The sequence below is a fragment of the Agrobacterium sp. genome (genome assembly GCF_059499945.1).
Map to the genome: position 1 here is coordinate 217,372 of NZ_JCABZP010000011.1, position 17,238 is coordinate 234,609.

Below are 17,238 nucleotides of genomic sequence, written 5' to 3' on the forward strand. Positions count from 1 at the left end.
ATTCGCCTTGTGAAAGCTTGGTGAATGGCGGCGATTTGCCGGCAGGCCCCGTTTTCCTAACACAGGAGGGAGAGTGAGGTTCCGCACGGAATGGCCGCTCACGCCGGCTCACGACAAAGAAAAACCCCGGGATAACGTCCCGGGGTTCCTTTTTTCAGAATGATCAAACCAAAATCAATCCGGCAATGCATAGGCGATTACATAGTCGCCACGATCAGGCGACTGGCGTGCGCCGCCGGCCGAGATAACCACATATTGCTTGCCGGTCTTCGGAGACTTGTAGCTCATCGGACCTCCCTGGCTGCCGACCGGAAGGCGGGCCTTCCAGACTTCCTTGCCGGTCGCCGTATCGAAGGCGCGCAGATAATAATCCTGCGTGCCGGCGATGAAGACGAGACCGCCCTGCGTGGCGAGCGTGCCGCCGAGCGTCGGCATGCCGATCGGGATCGGCAGGCCCATCTTGATGCCGAGAGGCCCGGTATCCTCGACGGTACCAACAGGCACCTGCCACTTGATCTTCTGGGTCTTCATGTCGATCGCGGTCATCGTGCCATAGGGCGGAGCCTGGCAAGGAATGCCGAGAACCGAAAGGAAACGGTTCTTGTCGACGGCATAGGGCGTACCCTTCATAGGCACGAGGCCCATGCCGGTATTGACGCTTTCGCCGCCGCTTGCCGTTGCCTTGCTGGGTGCGGCTTCCTTCATCTGAATCCAGAGGCCGAGGCGCATGTCATTGACGAAAATGGTGTTCGTCGTCGGGTCAGTCGAAAGACCGCCCCAGTTCATGCCGCCGAGCGAACCCGGGAATGACAGGGAGAGGTCCGTACCCGGCGCTGTATAGAGCCCCTCGTAGCGCATTCCCTTGAAGGCAATACGGCAAAGAAGCTGGTCGAACGGGGTTGCACCCCACATATCCGCTTCCGTCAGGGTCTGCGCCCCGATCTCGGGCATGCCGACCGAGCGCGGCTGTGTCGGCGCATAGGGCTCGTTCGGAATATTGGCGGGTTTGACCGGAACTTCTTCAACCTTCGTCAGCGGCTGGCCGGTCGCCCGGTCGAGAACATAGATCTGCGCCGCCTTGGTGCCGAAGACCAGTGCCGGAACAGTCGTTCCATCCGCTTTCGGGAAATCGATGAAGCTTGGCTGCATCGGCACGTCGAAGTCCCAGAGGTCGTTATGAACCGTCTGGTAGACCCATTTTTCCCGGCCGGTAGTGGCATCGAGCGCCAGCATCGAAGCACCATATTTATGGTCGAGCGGCGTGCGCGTCGCGCCATACAAGTCCACCGAAGGGCTGCCGACCGGCATGAAGACGGTGTTCAGCTCCGGATCGTAGGACATGGACGCCCAGACGTTGGGCGTGGAACGCGTGTAGGTCTGCCCTTCGGGCGGCAGTCCGGTGATATCAGGATTACCGGGGTCGAAGGCCCAGCGAAGCGCGCCCGTCACCACATCGAAACCGCGCATAACACCGCCGGGCATATCCACCTGTACGTTGTCGGCGATACGGCCGCCGACCACGACGGTCGTTCCCGCCAGTGTAGGGGCCGAGGTCAGCACATATTGCGGGTCCGGCGCATTACCGAGACCGATCTTCAGATCGACACGGCCATTGGTGCCGAAGTCAGGGCAGAACGCGCCGGTGTCGGCATCAAGCGCAATCAGTTCCGCATTGATGGTGTTCATCAGAATACGGCGCTGGCAAAGCGCGCCTTCAGCCACGATTGCCGGGGTAACCGGCGTGGAACCTGGTGCGGTCGGTTGCTTCAGCGGCGCCTTGGCGTCGAAATAGGCAAGACCGCGGCAGCGCATCCAGACGGAGGATTTCGCGTTGATTTCCGTCTTCCATTTCTCAGCGCCGGTATCGGCATCGAGAGCGATGACATTATTGTGCGGCGTGCAAAGGAACACGGTGTCGCCAACCTGCAGCGGCGTTTCCTGATCTTCCGCACCATTCGCGCCGGGGCTGATCGGGGTGTCGCCGGTATGGTAAGTCCATGCGACTTCGAGGTTCTTGACGTTGTCACGGGTGATTTCGTCGAGCGCGACAAAGCGGCTGCCGCCGGATGTATTGCCGTAATGCTCCCAGTTCTTCTGCTCGGTTTCCGGGGTTACCGGCGTCAGCGCGGCCGCCTCACCATTGAAGGCGACGGTCGGATGCGGCACGAACATGCCGGCAAAACCTGCACCGGAAGCGATGGCGAGAATGGCGGCAATGGCAAAGGAAGTGCCATATGCCGGGGCCTTGCCTGCCGCACGGCGCAAAAGCGGATAGGAGAGCGCAACGACCGTGGCGCCGACACCTATCGCCAGAAGGCGGGAAATGAGCGGCCAGAAGTGCAATCCGGCTTCCCACACCGCCCAGGCGCCGGTGAGGACGACGACAAGGCCGAAGAGAAGCGCGCCGGCAGGCTTGCGCAACAGGATGAGCAGGCCGGAGACGATCAACGCGATGCCCGCCGCAATGAAGTAAAGGCTGCCGCCGAGGGCCGCGAGCTGGCCGCCGCCAATGGCGAAGAACAGGCCTGCGGCAATGATGACCGCGCCGAGCACCAACAGCCATAATCTGGCTGGGAGCGATAGTGAAGTTGCTGGATTACCCATGAAAGAATGTCCGGTTAGAAGAGCCGCCAAAAAGGCTGAAGCCCGATGATCGTTCAGTGTCCGGCAAAGCCGGGACAGTTCGCGGCCATTGCGGCCAGGCGAAGATGCGCCGGAGGCGGCGCGGCTGAACGGGGAACAATGGTGGGGAAGACTTCCGTCGTGACTGTCATTTTGACCCATTCACTGCAGGTAACCGCCGACCCCATGGACGGCGGACAAGGTGCTTGAACAAATCCTCCCCGGTTCGCATCGCCAATGCCCGCATAAGCGGCAAAGACGACCGAAACACTGGCTGCGGTATAACGTCGCCTGTGACAAGATGACAATGCGCATGGCGGGCAATTTTGATAAGCTACACTTATATCACACCAAACCCGACAACACAAAGACCTGTCCGCCGATGGATATTCGCCAACTCACAATATTCGTGGAAGCCGCAAGAGCCAGAAACTTTCGCGCCGCCGCCCTGCAGCTCGGCATCGCCCAGCCTGCCGTGACCCAGCGCATCCGCCAGCTGGAGGAAAATCTGGGCTTCAAGCTTTTTCACCGCATCAATCGCGGTGTGGAACTCACGCCTGCCGGCCAATCCATGCTCATCGAGGCGGAGGAAATCCTCGCCCGCACCAAAGGCGCGCTGGAAAAGGCGCAGCAGATCAGGCGCGGCCAGCTCGGAACGTTGCGCATCGGTTACGGCACCAGTGTCATGGCGGAGCGCAAACTGCCAGCGCTGATTACCCGCTATGGCGACGAACACCCTGATGTGACGCTTGAACTGTTGCCCGGCATGACGATGGAACAACTGATCGAGCAGGTGGCGACCCGCAAGACCGACGTTGCCTTCATTCGCGCCCCTCTTCCCTCGCTGCCGCAGACCTTGCGCGCCATGCCCTTTGATCGCTCGAAACTTTGCGTCGCCTTGCCGGAACGGCACGCACTCGCCCACCGCTCGCGGATTTCGGTCGGCGATATCGTGCGCGAAAAACTGCTGTTGCCGGTTGACGAGATTGGCCTTGGCCTCAGCAGCAGCGCGCTTTCGCTTTTCGAGGATGCCGGCTGCACGCCGGAAATCGGCATGCGTATCGCCAACGTCAATACGATCCTAGCACTCGTGGAGGCGGGTGCGGGCATTTCCATCCTGCCGGAAACCACCGTGCGTTCCGCAAGGGGCATTGCCGGCGTGCCACTGGAGAGCGCGGATGCGTGGTCCGATTGTGTGCTGGTCGTCAGGCGCGGCGCCCTCGCCCTGCATGTCGAAGCCTTCGTGAACATGGCCCGTCATGCCTATCGGCCGAGCCTCTGACACGAAAGACAGGAATTAATCGATTGAATCGGCCACAAATTTCATCACGCTTAAATTTGCTGCACTGAACAACATTCAAGGCTTGGCAGGCGCGCGAAAAATACAATAACAACGGCGGATATTTTTACACTATTATCGACAGGAAAGCACGCTCAGCCCATGTCCGACACGACGAAACCCGCCAGCACAAGAACATCGGTTACGGATCAGGAAGCCCTGGATTTCCACGCGGAAGGCAGACCGGGGAAACTGGAAATCACCCCGACCAAACCGATGGCGACGCAGCGGGATCTGTCGCTTGCCTATTCGCCTGGCGTGGCCGTGCCGGTGAAAGCCATCGCCGAAAATCCGGCGACCGCTTACGACTACACCACGCGCGGCAACATGGTGGCGGTCATCTCCAACGGCACGGCCATCCTCGGTCTCGGCAATCTCGGCGCGCTCGCCTCCAAGCCGGTCATGGAAGGCAAGTCGGTGCTGTTCAAGCGCTTCGCCGATGTCGATTCCATCGATCTCGAGGTCGACACCGAAGACGCCGATGAGTTCATCAATTGCGTGCGTTACCTCGGCCCCTCCTTCGGCGGCATTAATCTGGAAGACATCAAGGCGCCGGAATGTTTCATCATCGAAAGCCGCCTGCGCGAACTGATGGATATTCCCGTTTTCCATGACGACCAGCACGGCACCGCCATCATCGCCGCCGCCGGCCTCATCAACGCCATCGAACTGACCGGGCGTGACTTCAAAACCACGAAGCTCGTCTGCAACGGCGCGGGTGCTGCGGCAATCGCCTGCATGGACCTCATCAAGGCCATGGGTTTCAACCCTGAAAACATCACGCTCTGCGACACCAAGGGCGTGATCTACCAGGGCCGCACCGAAGGCATGAACCAGTGGAAATCCGCCCACGCGGTGAAAACCAGCAACCGCACGCTGGCCGAAGCCATGAAGGGTGCGGATGTGGTGTTCGGCCTGTCGCAGAAGGGCGCTTTCAGCGAAGAGATGATCCGCTCCATGGCGCCGAAACCGATCATTTTCGCCATGGCCAATCCGGATCCCGAAATCACCCCCGAGGAAGTCTCACGCATTCGCGACGACGCCATCATGGCGACGGGCCGTTCGGATTACCCGAACCAGGTCAACAATGTCCTCGGCTTCCCCTATATCTTCCGCGGTGCGCTCGATGTTCGCGCCAGCCAGATCAACGACGCGATGAAGATCGCTGCCGCACAGGCGCTGGCGGACCTCGCCCGCGAAGATGTGCCTGACGATGTGGCCGCCGCCTATCAGGGCAACCGCCCGCGCTTCGGATCGCAATACATCATTCCGGTTCCCTTCGATCCGCGTCTGATCTCGGCCATTCCGGTGGCTGTCGCCAAGGCTGCCATTGAAACCGGCGTCGCCCGCCGGGAACTGCCCGATCTCGACGCCTATGCCCGCGAGCTTTCCGCCCGCCGCGACCCGATGGCATCGACCACGCAGCGCCTTTACGAGCGCGTGCGCCGCTCTCCGAAACGGGTCGTTTTTGCGGAAGCCGAAGAAGAACAGGTCATGCGCGCGGCGATTTCCTTCACTGCGCAGGGCCTCGGCACCGCCATCCTGCTCGGCCGTGACGATATCATCAAGGCCAATGCGGAGCGCGCCGGCATCGATCTCGACCGCGCCAATATCGAGATCACCAACGCCCGCCTCTCCAGCCGCGTCGATGCCTATGTCGATTATCTCTATGCGCGTCTGCAGCGCGGCGGTTTCCTGCTGCGTGACGTGCAGCGCCTGGTCCACAACGACCGCAACCATTTCGCGGCCTGCATGGTGGCGATGGGTGATGCGGACGCGGTAGTGACGGGCGTTACCCGCAACTATTCGACGGCGCTCGAGGATATCCGCCGCTGCATCAACACCAAGCCCGGCCACCGCGTCATCGGCGTTTCGCTGGTCGTTTCGCGCAACCGCACCGTCTTCGTGGCCGATACCGCCGTGCATGACATGCCGAATGCGGAGGACCTTGCCGACATTGCCGAAGAAGCAGCCCACCTTGCGCGGCGTTTCGGCTACGAGCCGCGCGTTGCCATGCTTGCCTATTCCACTTTCGGCCAGCCGACCGGCGAACGCTCAGACAAGGTGCGTGAGGCCGTGAAAATCCTCGACAAGCGCAATGTCAATTTCGAGGTCGATGGCGAGATGTCGGCCGATGTGGCGCTCAACCATCACCGCATGCAGAGCCAGTATCCTTTCGCGCGCCTTTCCGGCCCGGCCAATGTGCTGGTCATGCCCGCCATCCATTCCGCCTCCATCTCCACCAAGATGCTGCAGGAACTGGGCGGCGCGACCGTCATCGGCCCGCTTCTTGTCGGCCTCGACAAGTCGGTGCAGATCACCTCGATGGGCGCGAAGGACAGCGATATCGTCAACATGGCGGCAATCGCGGCCTATAACGCCGGTCGTTGAGACAGGCTGGGACGTTGCAGCACGTTTCTTCTCCCCGGCGGGGAGAAGAAACAAGCCGGATGCGCTCGCTCCGCATATGGCCATCCGGTCCTCAGCAACATCTGGATTACTCTCCCGCCCCATGGCAGGACACGAAGCGGCGGGACAAAGAACAGGATTCTACGATTTCCGGTTATTAGGATATTTTTTCCGCTGAAAGACTTTCTTGGAACCGGTTTCTATTCATAGTATTTTTTGCGCAATGCCAATTCTCGCTCTTGGCGGGTGCCTCATGTAGTTTCCACCTACAATCAAAAGGAAATACCCATGGCCCTTTCTTTCTCCAGATTTGCCGCAAAACTCATCGCCGGAACCGTCGTCATCGCTTCGATGGCAACCGCCGCTCACGCGGATGCAACGCTCGACCGGATCAAGGGTCGCGGCAAGCTCACCGTCGGCGTCATCCTCTCCGGCGCGCCTTTCGGCTTTATCGATCCGAAGACGCAGGAGCAGAAGGGTCTCAACATCGACGTCGCCAAGGCGCTGGCCGCCGGTCTCGGCGTCGAACTGGTGACTGAGACCGTGACGCCGCCCAACCGCGTGCAGTTCCTGCAGCAGGGCAAGGTCGATATTCTGATCGCCAACATGCAGTACACCGAAGAGCGCGCCAAAACGCTCGATTATGTGCCCACCCCCTATGACCGCCAGGGCGGCGCCGCAATCGGCCGCAAGGACAGTGGCATCAAGGACTGGCCGGACCTGAAGGGCAAGATCGCCTGCGTTTCGCAAGGTTCCAACTACACGCAGCCGCTGATCGAACAATATGGCGCACAGGTAAAGGCGCTGCCGAGCCAGCCAGAATCGCTTCTGGCGCTGAAGGGCGGCAATTGCGATGTTTCCGTACACGTCAACGGTACGCTGAGCCTGATGCTTCAGGACCGCGCCGACGAGTGGAAAGATTACGGCATCCTGATCCCGACCGACCTCATCCCGTCGGATTCCGTCATCTGGCTGCGCAAGGGCGAGGCCGACACGCAGGCCGCTCTCGACAAGATTGTCAAGGAACTGCACGCTTCCGGCAAGATGATCGAATTCGCCAAGGCCAACCGCCTGCCCAGCATCGGTTATATGGAAGAGCAGAAGAAGAAGCTCTCCGCCGCGCAATAAGGACCGGGGCAACCCCGCTCGGGTCTGGGTCCAGCGCGATCTAGTCCTTGACCACGAGAGTCTCCTTCGCGGCGCGGACGTGCCGCGGCTGGATGCCGGATCATCCCCGGGCTTGTTCCGGGGACCGGCATGACGGAAAGGGCGGCGGCTATCATCGCGATTTCCCCCAACCATCAAGAACGGCCGGTTTCGCCTGCCGTTCTTTTCTGCTTTATAACAAGGCAGGCCATTCTGGCGCCGCCCGCCGGACGGCACCCGCAATAACAGCATGGATTTCCGATGCAGGATTCATTTACAGCGCGCTTCATAGAACTGGCCGCGCATCTCGGCCTTAACTATGACTTTCTGAACAGCGGTTACGAGGTTCAGATCTGGCTCGACGGCATGAAGATGACGTTGATCCTCGTCGCCGTCACCTTGCCGCTCAGCCTCGTCTTCGGTTTCATTTTCGCAGCCATGCTGACATCAGGCAAAACCTGGCTTGCCGGCCCCGTCCGCGCCTATGTGGAACTGACGCGCAACACGCCGACGCTGGTGCAGCTGATGTGCGGCTTTCTCGTGCTTAACATGCTGATTTCCAACGTACTCGGCGGCGCACAGAACAATCCGCTGACACCCTTCTTCTGGGTCGTTGCCATTACCGGCCTGCACATTGCCGCTTTCCACGCGGAAGCCTTGCGCGGCGGTATCGAGGCGGTGCCGGCCACTACCATCGAGGCGGCCCGCGCGATTGGTTTCAGCTCCTTCGAGATTTTACGCTATGTGGAGTTTCCGCTGGCGATCCGTACAGCGCTGCCCTCCATCATCAATAACCTCGTCAATCTGGTGAAGCTCACCACTGTCGGCTCGGCAATTGCAGTGGGTGAAATCACCTATGCCTCGATCCTGATCTGGACGCAGCGCGACAATGTGGTCGAGCTGATGATCGTCATCCTCATCTTCTTCAGCGTCATCAATTTTATCGTCGCAAGGGCCGGTCTGTGGCTTGAACGGCGTCTTGCGGTTCCGGGGTTCGGTCAATGAGTGCGGTGGTTTCTCCAACACAGGCGGTAAAGAAGCCGCCCTTCGGCACCATTCTGCTGCTCGGCGTGGCGATATCAGTCATCCTGTGGCTGATCCTCGATCCCTCGCTCGGCCAGGTGCTGCTGCAATGGCTGCCCTATCTGGCCAAGGGTTTTGCCATGAACGTGCTGATCAGCATCCTGGCGATCGCCATCGGCACCTTCATCGGCGTCCTGCTCGGCATCATGGAGCTTGCGCCCTACCGTCTCGTGCGCGCGCCGGCGCTGACCTATGTTCAGATCTTCCGCAACGCCCCGCATCTGGTGCTGATCTTTGCCGCGACCTACATCTTCCCCTTCGAGATCGTCGCTTTCGGCAATTACATCCCGTTTCCGGACTGGATCAAGGCCGTGGTCGGCCTTGCCATTCCGGCCAGCGCCCATATCGCCGAAATCACCCGCGGCGCCATCCAGTCCATTCCGACCGCACAATGGGAAGCGGCGCAGGGGCTCGGCTTCTCGCGTAACCAGACACTGCGCTGGATCATCCTGCCGCAATGCGTGAAGCGCTCGCTGCCGCCATGGATGAACCTCTATGCGTCGATCACCATGGGTACGGCGCTCGCCTCGCTGGTCGGCGTGCATGAGCTTCTGCATGCCGCGACAGACGCCAGCACCGCCGTGCAGCGCAACGATTTTACCGTCGTGGTCTATCTCACTGTCCTGATGGCGTTCTTCCTGTTCTGCTATCCCGTCTCCCGTTTCACGCAGCGCCTCGAGCGGCGCTTCGCCTCCCGCTGATTGGAACAAGCCATGTCCGCACCCGCACCACAAACCGCCGCAAAAGCTCTGGTCGAACTGGAAGGCATACACCTGTCCTTCGGTGACAATCAGGTCCTGAAGGGCATCGACCTCACGGTCAACAAAGGCGACGCCGTCTCCATCATCGGCCCTTCCGGTTCCGGCAAGTCCACCATCCTGCGCTGCATCAACGGCCTGCTCATTCCGCAATCGGGCAAGATCACCGTCGGCGGCACCCGTGTCGACCAGCTGAAGACCGAGGCTGAACGCATCGCACTGCGCAAGCGTATCGGCATCGTTTTCCAGCAGTTCAATCTCTTCCCGCATCTGACTGTCATGGAAAACATCACCATCGCACCAATCAAGATTCTCGGCACGCCGAAGGCTGAAGCCGAGCGCCATGCCCGCGAATTGCTGGAGAAAGTGCGCCTCTCCCAAAAAGTCGATGCCTATCCCGGCCAGCTTTCCGGCGGCCAGCAGCAGCGCGTGGCGATTGCCCGGGCGCTGGCCATGCGGCCGGAACTGGTGCTCTTCGATGAGGTCACCTCCGCGCTCGACCCGGAAACCGTGGGCGAGGTGCTCGCCGTCATCCGTGATCTCGTCAATGACGGTATGACCAGCATTCTCGTCACCCACGAAATGCGTTTTGCCGAAGAAATCAGTGATAATATCGTCTTCACCGAAAACGGCCTGATCGTCGATCAGGGCACGCCGGAGCACATCTTCTACAGGTCGACCAATCCCCGCATCAACGCCTTCGTCAAGGGTCTCGGAGGACAGGTAGCGCGGGTCGCTGACGGCGAAGGGATCTGATGTCATGACCGCCGACGAGAAACTCACGCTTCATCTGGCCGAGGCCATCGCTGCCTCCGATCCGTTGCGCGACGACGAGGCGGTTGCCATCGCCCGCGCGGCGCTGATCGACTTTTTCGCCTGCGTGCTGGGCGGAGCTGCGGATAGAAGCACGAAAATCCTGATCGACAGCTTTACACCGGGCGCGTCAGGCACGTCGGGCATTATCGGCCATGATCTGCGCACGGATGCCTTTACCGCAGCCCTCATCAACGGCCACGCCGGGCATGTGCTTGACTATGACGACGTCCATGGCAGCGTGCGCGGCCACCCGACCGTCGCCATCATTCCCGCTTTGCTGGCTATCGCGGTCGAGGAAGGATCAACGGCGGATGCCTTCATCGCGGCCTATATCGTCGGGCTGGAAACCATGGCGCGTCTCGGCCTGTCGCTCGGGACCAAACACTACGAAAACGGCTTCCACGCCACCGCCACACTCGGCCCCATCGGCGCTGCGGCAGCAATTGCGCATATCCTGAAATTCGATCCTCAGACCACGGCCGTGGCGCTCGGCCTTGCCGCCACGCAATCGGCCGGACTTCGCCTGCAATTCGGTTATGACGCCAAGCCGCTGCATGCCGGGCTTGCCACGCGCGCCGGCCTCACCGCCGCGCGGCTGGCGCGATCCGGTTTTCAGGGCGCGCCGGATTTTCTGGAAAATCCCATCGGCTTTTATTCCGCTTTCGCCTTCGGTGCAGAACAGCCGAAACGCGTTCTCTCCGGCTGGGGCGCACCCTGGCAGATCGTCTCGCCCGGCCTCACCCTCAAGGCCTTTCCCTGCTGCACCGCGAGCCATCCCGTTGCCGTCGGTGCGCTGGCGCTCCGCAACAGCAATGGTCTGACACCGGATGAGGTCGAGGCGGTCACCATCACCTTCCCGCCCGGCGGTGATGCCGCGCTCGTTGGACCGGCCACGCCCACCACCGGCATCGATGCGCGCTTCAGCGCCGAATATGTCTTTGCCGCAGCACTGACGGATGGAGCACTCGGGATCGGCCATTTCGACGAGCACCCGACACGCGCCGACCTGCTTGCCCTTTCCGCCAAGATCTCACGCCGGCATGATGAGACCGCCCGCCGCCTCTCGCCCGATCCCACCACCCGTTTCGTGGTCGTCGACGTAACGAAGAAGGACGGCACGGTGCTCTCGCGCCGTGTCGACGGCCTCCCCGGCATTGATGACCCGACCGAAAAATTTGCCGACGCGACCGGCGGCAATGAAAAATTCGCCAGCATTCCGGCACTGGTGCGGTCCATGAAAACCGCAGCCGACCTCAGAAAGCTTGAAACGCTTCTGGTATCGCAAATATAACTCGACTGACATGAAGGCATGATCCCCATGACCACCACGACACGCAAAAGACAGATGCATCTCGGCCTTTTCCTGCAGGGCGCCGGGCACCACGTTTCCGGCTGGCGTCACCCCGACGCGGAGGCCGGCAGCGAGAATTTCGATCTGCTCACCCGTGTTACGAAAATGGCCGAGGCGGCGAAATTCGACATGGTATTCCTCGCCGACGGCCTCACCAGCGGCGTCGACGCCCATCCGTCAATGATCGCGCGTTTCGAGCCGCTGACCCTGCTTGCCGCGCTTGCCATGGTCACCGACAAGATCGGGCTGGCCGCCACAGCCTCCACCACCTATGGCGAGCCGTACCACACCGCCCGCGCCTTCGCTTCCATCGACCATCTGAGCCACGGCCGCGCGGCGTGGAACATCGTCACCACCTCATACGCCCGCACGGCGGCGAATTTTTCCAAGGACCATCCTGAGCATGACGAGCGTTATGCCGTGGCGGAAGAATATGTGAATGTGGTGCGCGGCCTCTGGGACAGCTGGGATGACGATGCTTTCGTCAAGGACAAGCAGGCAGGCCGTTACGTCGATCCGGAAAAGGTCCATATCCTCAACCACGAAGGCAAATATTTCACGGTCAAAGGGCCGCTCAATATTCCGCGTTCGCCGCAAGGCCACCCGGTTCTCATTCAGGCCGGCTCCTCCGGCCCGGGACAGGACCTCGCCGCCCGCACCGCCGACATCGTCTTCACCGCCCAGCAGGCTATTTCCGAAGCGCAGGCCTTCTACACCAGCCTCAAGGCGCGCGTGGAAAAATTCGGCCGCGATCCGGCCAGCGTCGCCGTGATGCCCGGCTTCATGCCGATCATCGGCAGAAGCTTTGAAGAGGCCGGTGAAAAGCTGAAGGAACTGAACCGGTGGACGGATATCAAAAGCGCCATGCCGCTGCTTGAAGAACGCATCGGCCACAGCCTTGCCGATTACGATCTCGATGGCCCGCTGCCGGATCTTCCGATTTCCGACCAGCTGCGCAGCCGCGCCGAACTTCTGACGGAACTGGCGCGCCGCGAAAAGCTGACGATCCGGGAACTGGCGCTGCGTGTCGCCGCCGGCCGCGGCCACCACATCGTCATGGGCACGGCGAAAGACGTGGCCGACCGCATGCAGCAATGGTTCGAAAACGGCGCCGCCGACGGTTTCAACGTCATGCCGCCCTTCTTCCCCGGCGGGCTGGAGGAATTCAACCGCGAGGTCGTGCCGCTCCTGCAGGAACGCGGCCTGTTCCGCAAGGACTACGAAGGCTTGACCCTGCGCGACCATCTCGGTATCACACGACCGGTTCTGCGGGGATAACCTTTGCGGATGCCCGATCAAAGGCATCCGCATCCACCAAATCTGGTTAGTGCCCCTAAGAGGACCTGGGCCCGATCTTTATGCCGCCCGCGCCGACGTCCGATCCCGCCGGGCGGTATTCGGAGACTCCGACCGGACGGAAGATCCGTCTTCGCGCTGCGTCGTGCGGCGGTTCAACTTGAACAGGCTGACAAGCTGCGCCAGCGCATCGGCACCCTGCGCCAGCGTGGTGCTGATCACGGTGGTGCGGGCGCTCATCGCCGCATTCTCCTGCGTCATCCGATCCAGCCGATTGACCGCCTTGTTAATCTCACTGATGCCGACAGCCTGTTCGTCCGCCGCCTTGGCGATCATGTCGACGTTGCCGTCAATGTGCCTGACCAGCGCGTCGATCTGCTTCAGCGCCGTGCCAGTCTCGCCCACCAACCGGACGCCTTCAAGAACCTCGGTGCCGGAATTGTTGATCAGCGCCTTGATTTCCTTTGCGGCATTGGCGGAACGTTGCGCCAGTTCGCGCACTTCCTGCGCCACCACGGCAAAACCTTTGCCCGCGTCGCCCGCACGCGCAGCTTCCACGCCGGCATTCAGTGCCAGCAGGTTGGTCTGGAAGGCGATTTCGTCAATCACGCCGATGATCTGGCTGATTTCACGCGATGCCGTCTCGATACGCTGCATCGCATCGACTGTCCGCTCCACGACCTCGGTGGAGGCCACGGTGGATGCCCGCGCGCTCTGAACAAGCTTGCGCGTCTCTTTCATATTCTCAGTCGAAGATCGGACCGTCGCGGTGATTTCTTCGAGCGCTGCCGACGTTTCCTCAAGCGCCACCGCCTGCTCGCGCGAGCGTTCGGCAAGATTGACGGAGGCTTCACTGACCTCCTGGCTGCTGCGGGTCAGGTCTCCGGTCTGGCCGAGAACATTTTCCAGCGTCTTCTGGAATTCCGCAATGGATTTATTGAAATCGCAACGCAGCCTTTCGAACTCGCCGACAAAAGGTTTGTCCAGCGTAATACGGATATTGCATTGAGAAAGCCGCTCAAGCGCAGCACCAAGTTCTTCGACTGCGCGCATCCGGTCCGTCACATCGAAAGCAAATTTCACCACCTTGAAGACGCGGCCCCGATCATCAATGATCGGATTATAGGAAGCCTGAATGAAAACGCGTTTGCCATCCTTGCCAAGGCGCATGAACTGCCCGGTCGAGAAGTGGCCCTTTCCGAGTTCCTTCCAGAAATCCCGATAGTCCTGAGACTGGGCATAGGCCGGCTCGCAGAACATCTGATGATGCTTACCGATCAACTCTTCCGCCGTGTAACCGAGCGTCGCGAGGAAATTCTCGTTGGCGCTGAGGATTTTCCCGTCGGGCGTAAATTCGATCATGGCCTGCGCGCGGGAAAGCGCTGCCAGCTTGCCGTCATCCTCGGCGCTCTTGCGCTTGATCGCGGTGATGTCCGTTGCAATCTTGACCACCTTGTAAGGCTTACCGAAACGAAACACCGGATTGTAAGAGGCCTCAATCCAGATTTCGTCGCCATTCTTGGCCTGACGCCGGTACTGGCCCTGATCGTATTCGCCGCGCGACAACTTTGCCCAGAAGGCCTTGTATTCAGGCGAGGCCGCATCCTCGGAAGAAAGGAACATGCTGTGGGAGCGCCCAACGATTTCAGACTGCTGATAACCCACAGCCTTGCAGAAATTATCGTTCGCTTTCAAAATCTTGCCGGTCAGATCGAACTCGATGATGGCCTGCGAGCGGCTGAGCGCATCAAGCACCGCATAAGCGTCCAGACCGAGTTTAGAAAGGTGAGACATCTTTTTTGAACCCCCAACAGTAATCCATGTGCAGACCTCCTCCATCCCCGAGATATAAAGATGAAAAACGGTCGGTCCGCCTGCACGCGAAACTAGCCGGACACCGTTAAATAGCGATTAATGATGTTCCATAACTATCGATCCGGAGCCTGAATCGACTGCCGATATGCTTCACGGCGACTATATTCTCCTTGTCTATTTGGGACCGCTTATTTGCCACAGTGCTGATATTTCTGCGCCAGCGACACGATGCGGCCTTTCATCCGGGCGGCATTCATTGTTATGGCGGGGTTGAAAGATTTGTGTTGCAGGAGCGCCGATGACCAAAACCCTGAAATGCGATGTGCTGGTGATCGGCACCGGCATTATCGGTTCCATGGCGGCGCTTTATCTGCAGAATGCCGGACGCGAGGTCGTGCTTCTGGAGCGCGGCGAGGTTGCCCGGGGGGCGAGTTCCGGCAATGCCGGCATTCTGGCTTTCCCCGAAATCATACCCATTCCCGCTCCCGGCATCATAAAAAAAGCACCGCGCTGGTTGTTCGATCCGCTCGGCCCGCTCAGCGTGCCGCCTGCCTATGCGGCGAAGATCGCACCCTGGCTGTGGCGTTTCTGGCGCGCCAGCGCCGAGCGCAACTTCCGCCACGGGCTGAAATCGCTGACGGAAATCAACCGACTGGCGGCCATGGAAATGGCCCATATCGCCGCCATGCCGGAACTATCGCACCTCGTTTCAAAAACCGGGACGCTCGATCTTTACGACAGTGAGGCAAGCCTCAACGCCGCCCGCAAGGCCTGGGACGAAAAGGAAAACGCGGGCTTCACCTTTGAGCGCGTCGGCCGCAACGAAATCGAAGAGCTGCAACCGGGTCTCGCGCCGCAGTTCCGCCACGCCATATTCTCTACCGATGGCCTGCAGGTCTCCGACCCCTATGATTTCACCCGCGCTATTTTCGATCTGGTGATTGCCCGTGGCGCGAGCCTGCGCAAGGGTGAAGCCGAACGCATCGATGCCGTTGGCGAAAGCACGATCTTGACGCTCGAAAACGGCGACAAGATCGATGCCGACAAGGTGGTGATTGCCTGCGGCGCCTGGTCGAAAAAGCTTGCCGCGACGCTCGGCAACATCGTGCCGCTGGAAACCGAACGTGGCTACAACACCACCCTTCCCGCCAGCGCTTTCAACCTGACGCGGCAGCTTTACTTCAACGATCATGGCTTTGTCGTCACCCCGCTCGCGACGGGCATCCGTGTCGGCGGCGCGGTCGAACTTGGCGGGCTGGAACTGAAGCCGAATTTCCGCCGTGCAGAGGCGATGCTGAAGAAGGCTGGGCGTTTCCTGCCCGGACTGAAGCTGGAGGATGGAAAACAATGGATGGGTTTCCGCCCGTCGATGCCGGACTGTCTTCCCGTCATCGGCACGGCCCGTGCCACGCCCTCCGTCATCTATGCTTTCGGCCATGGCCATCTGGGGCTGACACAATCCGCAGCCACCGCCCGTCTGGTGACGCAGCTGGCCAGCGGCGAGGAAACGGCAATTTCGGTCGACCCATTCCGTCCGGGACGCTTCTCCTGAACGAAAGAGGCCGGTCTATTTTACCGGCTGCATGGAATCATCAGGAAATTCCACCTCGGCAAAGGACGGGTAGACCTTGCGCAGGATAGTCACCTGCTGCTGGTCGCTGACCCTCAACAGGTACCAGTCCGCACCATCCATCAGCGCCAGCGTGTGGGATTTCGCCTCGATCGTCTGGCCGCCGGTTTCCATCACCGTCTTCGTCCGAACGAGCGCATAGGGCGTTCCATCAGGCGTCTGCGCAAGAGTGATTGCCTGCGTATCCATGGTGAATTCGGTTATCTTGACCGCCGCAAGCGCCATCTGCATCTGCGTGGTCAAGGCGCCGCGCAATTGTTCCACGCTAACACCCGCGTCGCGTGCGATGAATTCAAAGATTTTCGGCGGCACGGTCCTGCCGACAAGCTCGAAATCCTGTGCATTCAAAGCCGTGCTGAACCGCTCAATCCGTGTGCGCAGGCTATCCTGCTCGGCAGGCGAAAGATCGCGCGACAATGCGGGATGCGCAATCGCCACCAGCAGAAACAGACAATAAAACAGACGCTTCATGGCTTGGCCTCTCCGGTTATCCGGCATCGCCCGGTTTCCGGGACGGAAACCGCTCATGAACGGGATTGTTCAGCGCAGCAGAAAGAAACCCGCGGCCGACAGCACCGCAAAGACGACCACACCGCCAAGGAAGCCGGCGGCGGTGAAGAAACCCGCGACCATGGCCAGCATCAGCACGCACAGCAACATGGTGCCATACTTCGTCAGGGCCAGAAAACCGTTATAGGTCTTTTCGTGCTCGGCGTAATTCATCTCGGCGCCAACTTCGACCGGACCCGTGTGGTGTTCGCTCATTCCGCTTCCCCTTTGCTCCATCCGTCATGCCCGTCGTACGGGGAAATCTGCCCGCGGACGATCACGGACCCATGCCGGATTCTCCGTAGCCAGAGGTAACATGAAGTCGCCGAAAAGCGCAATGCGTTCTGCGTGAAAGAGCGGCAACGGCATGCAGCACGACCGCTCAACCGGGCGAAACATGCCATAGGGCAACATTCTTTCGCAA

At 60.5% G+C, this 17,238-nt stretch carries 13 protein-coding genes; 9 read left to right on the forward strand and 4 right to left on the reverse strand.

Annotated features, from left to right (window positions below; genetic code table 11):
- Nucleotides 1-174: 174 nt before the first annotated feature.
- Nucleotides 175-2,604 carry a glucose/quinate/shikimate family membrane-bound PQQ-dependent dehydrogenase gene (locus tag AC5I5B_RS09990; RefSeq protein ID WP_112958601.1) on the reverse strand — a complete coding sequence of 810 codons (2,430 nt, stop codon included), beginning with the start codon at nucleotides 2,602-2,604 and terminating at the stop codon, nucleotides 175-177.
- 325 nt (nucleotides 2,605-2,929) lie between these two features.
- Between AC5I5B_RS09990 and AC5I5B_RS09995 the strand changes: the two genes are divergently transcribed.
- The 8 genes from AC5I5B_RS09995 (at nucleotide 2,930) to AC5I5B_RS10030 (ending at nucleotide 12,802) form a co-directional block, all read left to right on the forward strand.
- Nucleotides 2,930-3,904, forward strand: coding sequence for a LysR family transcriptional regulator (locus AC5I5B_RS09995; RefSeq protein WP_162692728.1), 975 nt, complete (start codon nucleotides 2,930-2,932; stop codon nucleotides 3,902-3,904).
- A 159-nt stretch (nucleotides 3,905-4,063) separates the two neighbouring features.
- Nucleotides 4,064-6,352: an NADP-dependent malic enzyme gene (locus AC5I5B_RS10000; RefSeq protein ID WP_003510306.1), complete on the forward strand. Its 2,289-nt coding sequence runs from the start codon at nucleotides 4,064-4,066 to the stop codon at nucleotides 6,350-6,352.
- 306 nt (nucleotides 6,353-6,658) lie between these two features.
- Nucleotides 6,659-7,498, forward strand: coding sequence for a transporter substrate-binding domain-containing protein (locus AC5I5B_RS10005; protein ID WP_003510308.1), 840 nt, complete (start codon nucleotides 6,659-6,661; stop codon nucleotides 7,496-7,498).
- 279 nt (nucleotides 7,499-7,777) lie between these two features.
- Nucleotides 7,778-8,521 (forward strand): amino acid ABC transporter permease, encoded by a 744-nt coding sequence (locus AC5I5B_RS10010; RefSeq protein WP_003510310.1) that lies wholly within the window; start codon nucleotides 7,778-7,780, stop codon nucleotides 8,519-8,521.
- The gene (locus tag AC5I5B_RS10015) at nucleotides 8,518-9,300 is read left to right on the forward strand and encodes an amino acid ABC transporter permease (RefSeq protein WP_020811963.1); all 783 of its coding nucleotides are present in this window, start codon (nucleotides 8,518-8,520) and stop codon (nucleotides 9,298-9,300) included. The genes AC5I5B_RS10010 and AC5I5B_RS10015 overlap by 4 nt, the downstream gene beginning before the upstream one ends.
- Nucleotides 9,301-9,312: 12 nt before the next feature.
- Nucleotides 9,313-10,113 (forward strand): amino acid ABC transporter ATP-binding protein, encoded by an 801-nt coding sequence (locus tag AC5I5B_RS10020; protein ID WP_003510314.1) that lies wholly within the window; start codon nucleotides 9,313-9,315, stop codon nucleotides 10,111-10,113.
- Between the two features lie 4 nt (nucleotides 10,114-10,117).
- Nucleotides 10,118-11,464 (forward strand): MmgE/PrpD family protein, encoded by a 1,347-nt coding sequence (locus AC5I5B_RS10025; RefSeq protein WP_112958600.1) that lies wholly within the window; start codon nucleotides 10,118-10,120, stop codon nucleotides 11,462-11,464.
- Nucleotides 11,465-11,482: 18 nt separating this feature from the next.
- Nucleotides 11,483-12,802: an LLM class flavin-dependent oxidoreductase gene (locus tag AC5I5B_RS10030; RefSeq protein WP_060726904.1), complete on the forward strand. Its 1,320-nt coding sequence runs from the start codon at nucleotides 11,483-11,485 to the stop codon at nucleotides 12,800-12,802.
- A 78-nt stretch (nucleotides 12,803-12,880) separates the two neighbouring features.
- Here AC5I5B_RS10030 and AC5I5B_RS10035 read toward each other — a convergent pair whose 3' ends face one another.
- Nucleotides 12,881-14,614: a methyl-accepting chemotaxis protein gene (locus AC5I5B_RS10035; RefSeq protein WP_112958599.1), complete on the reverse strand. Its 1,734-nt coding sequence runs from the start codon at nucleotides 14,612-14,614 to the stop codon at nucleotides 12,881-12,883.
- A gap of 319 nt (nucleotides 14,615-14,933) precedes the next feature.
- Here AC5I5B_RS10035 and AC5I5B_RS10040 point away from each other — a divergent pair, with 319 nt between their 5' ends.
- Nucleotides 14,934-16,187: an NAD(P)/FAD-dependent oxidoreductase gene (locus tag AC5I5B_RS10040; protein ID WP_112958598.1), complete on the forward strand. Its 1,254-nt coding sequence runs from the start codon at nucleotides 14,934-14,936 to the stop codon at nucleotides 16,185-16,187.
- 15 nt (nucleotides 16,188-16,202) lie between these two features.
- Here the strand turns inward: AC5I5B_RS10040 and AC5I5B_RS10045 are convergent, their stop codons facing one another.
- Nucleotides 16,203-16,736, reverse strand: coding sequence for a type 2 periplasmic-binding domain-containing protein (locus AC5I5B_RS10045; RefSeq protein WP_174054792.1), 534 nt, complete (start codon nucleotides 16,734-16,736; stop codon nucleotides 16,203-16,205).
- 69 nt (nucleotides 16,737-16,805) lie between these two features.
- Nucleotides 16,806-17,030 carry an aa3-type cytochrome c oxidase subunit IV gene (locus AC5I5B_RS10050; protein ID WP_003510326.1) on the reverse strand — a complete coding sequence of 75 codons (225 nt, stop codon included), beginning with the start codon at nucleotides 17,028-17,030 and terminating at the stop codon, nucleotides 16,806-16,808.
- Between the last annotated feature and the right edge of the window lie 208 nt (nucleotides 17,031-17,238).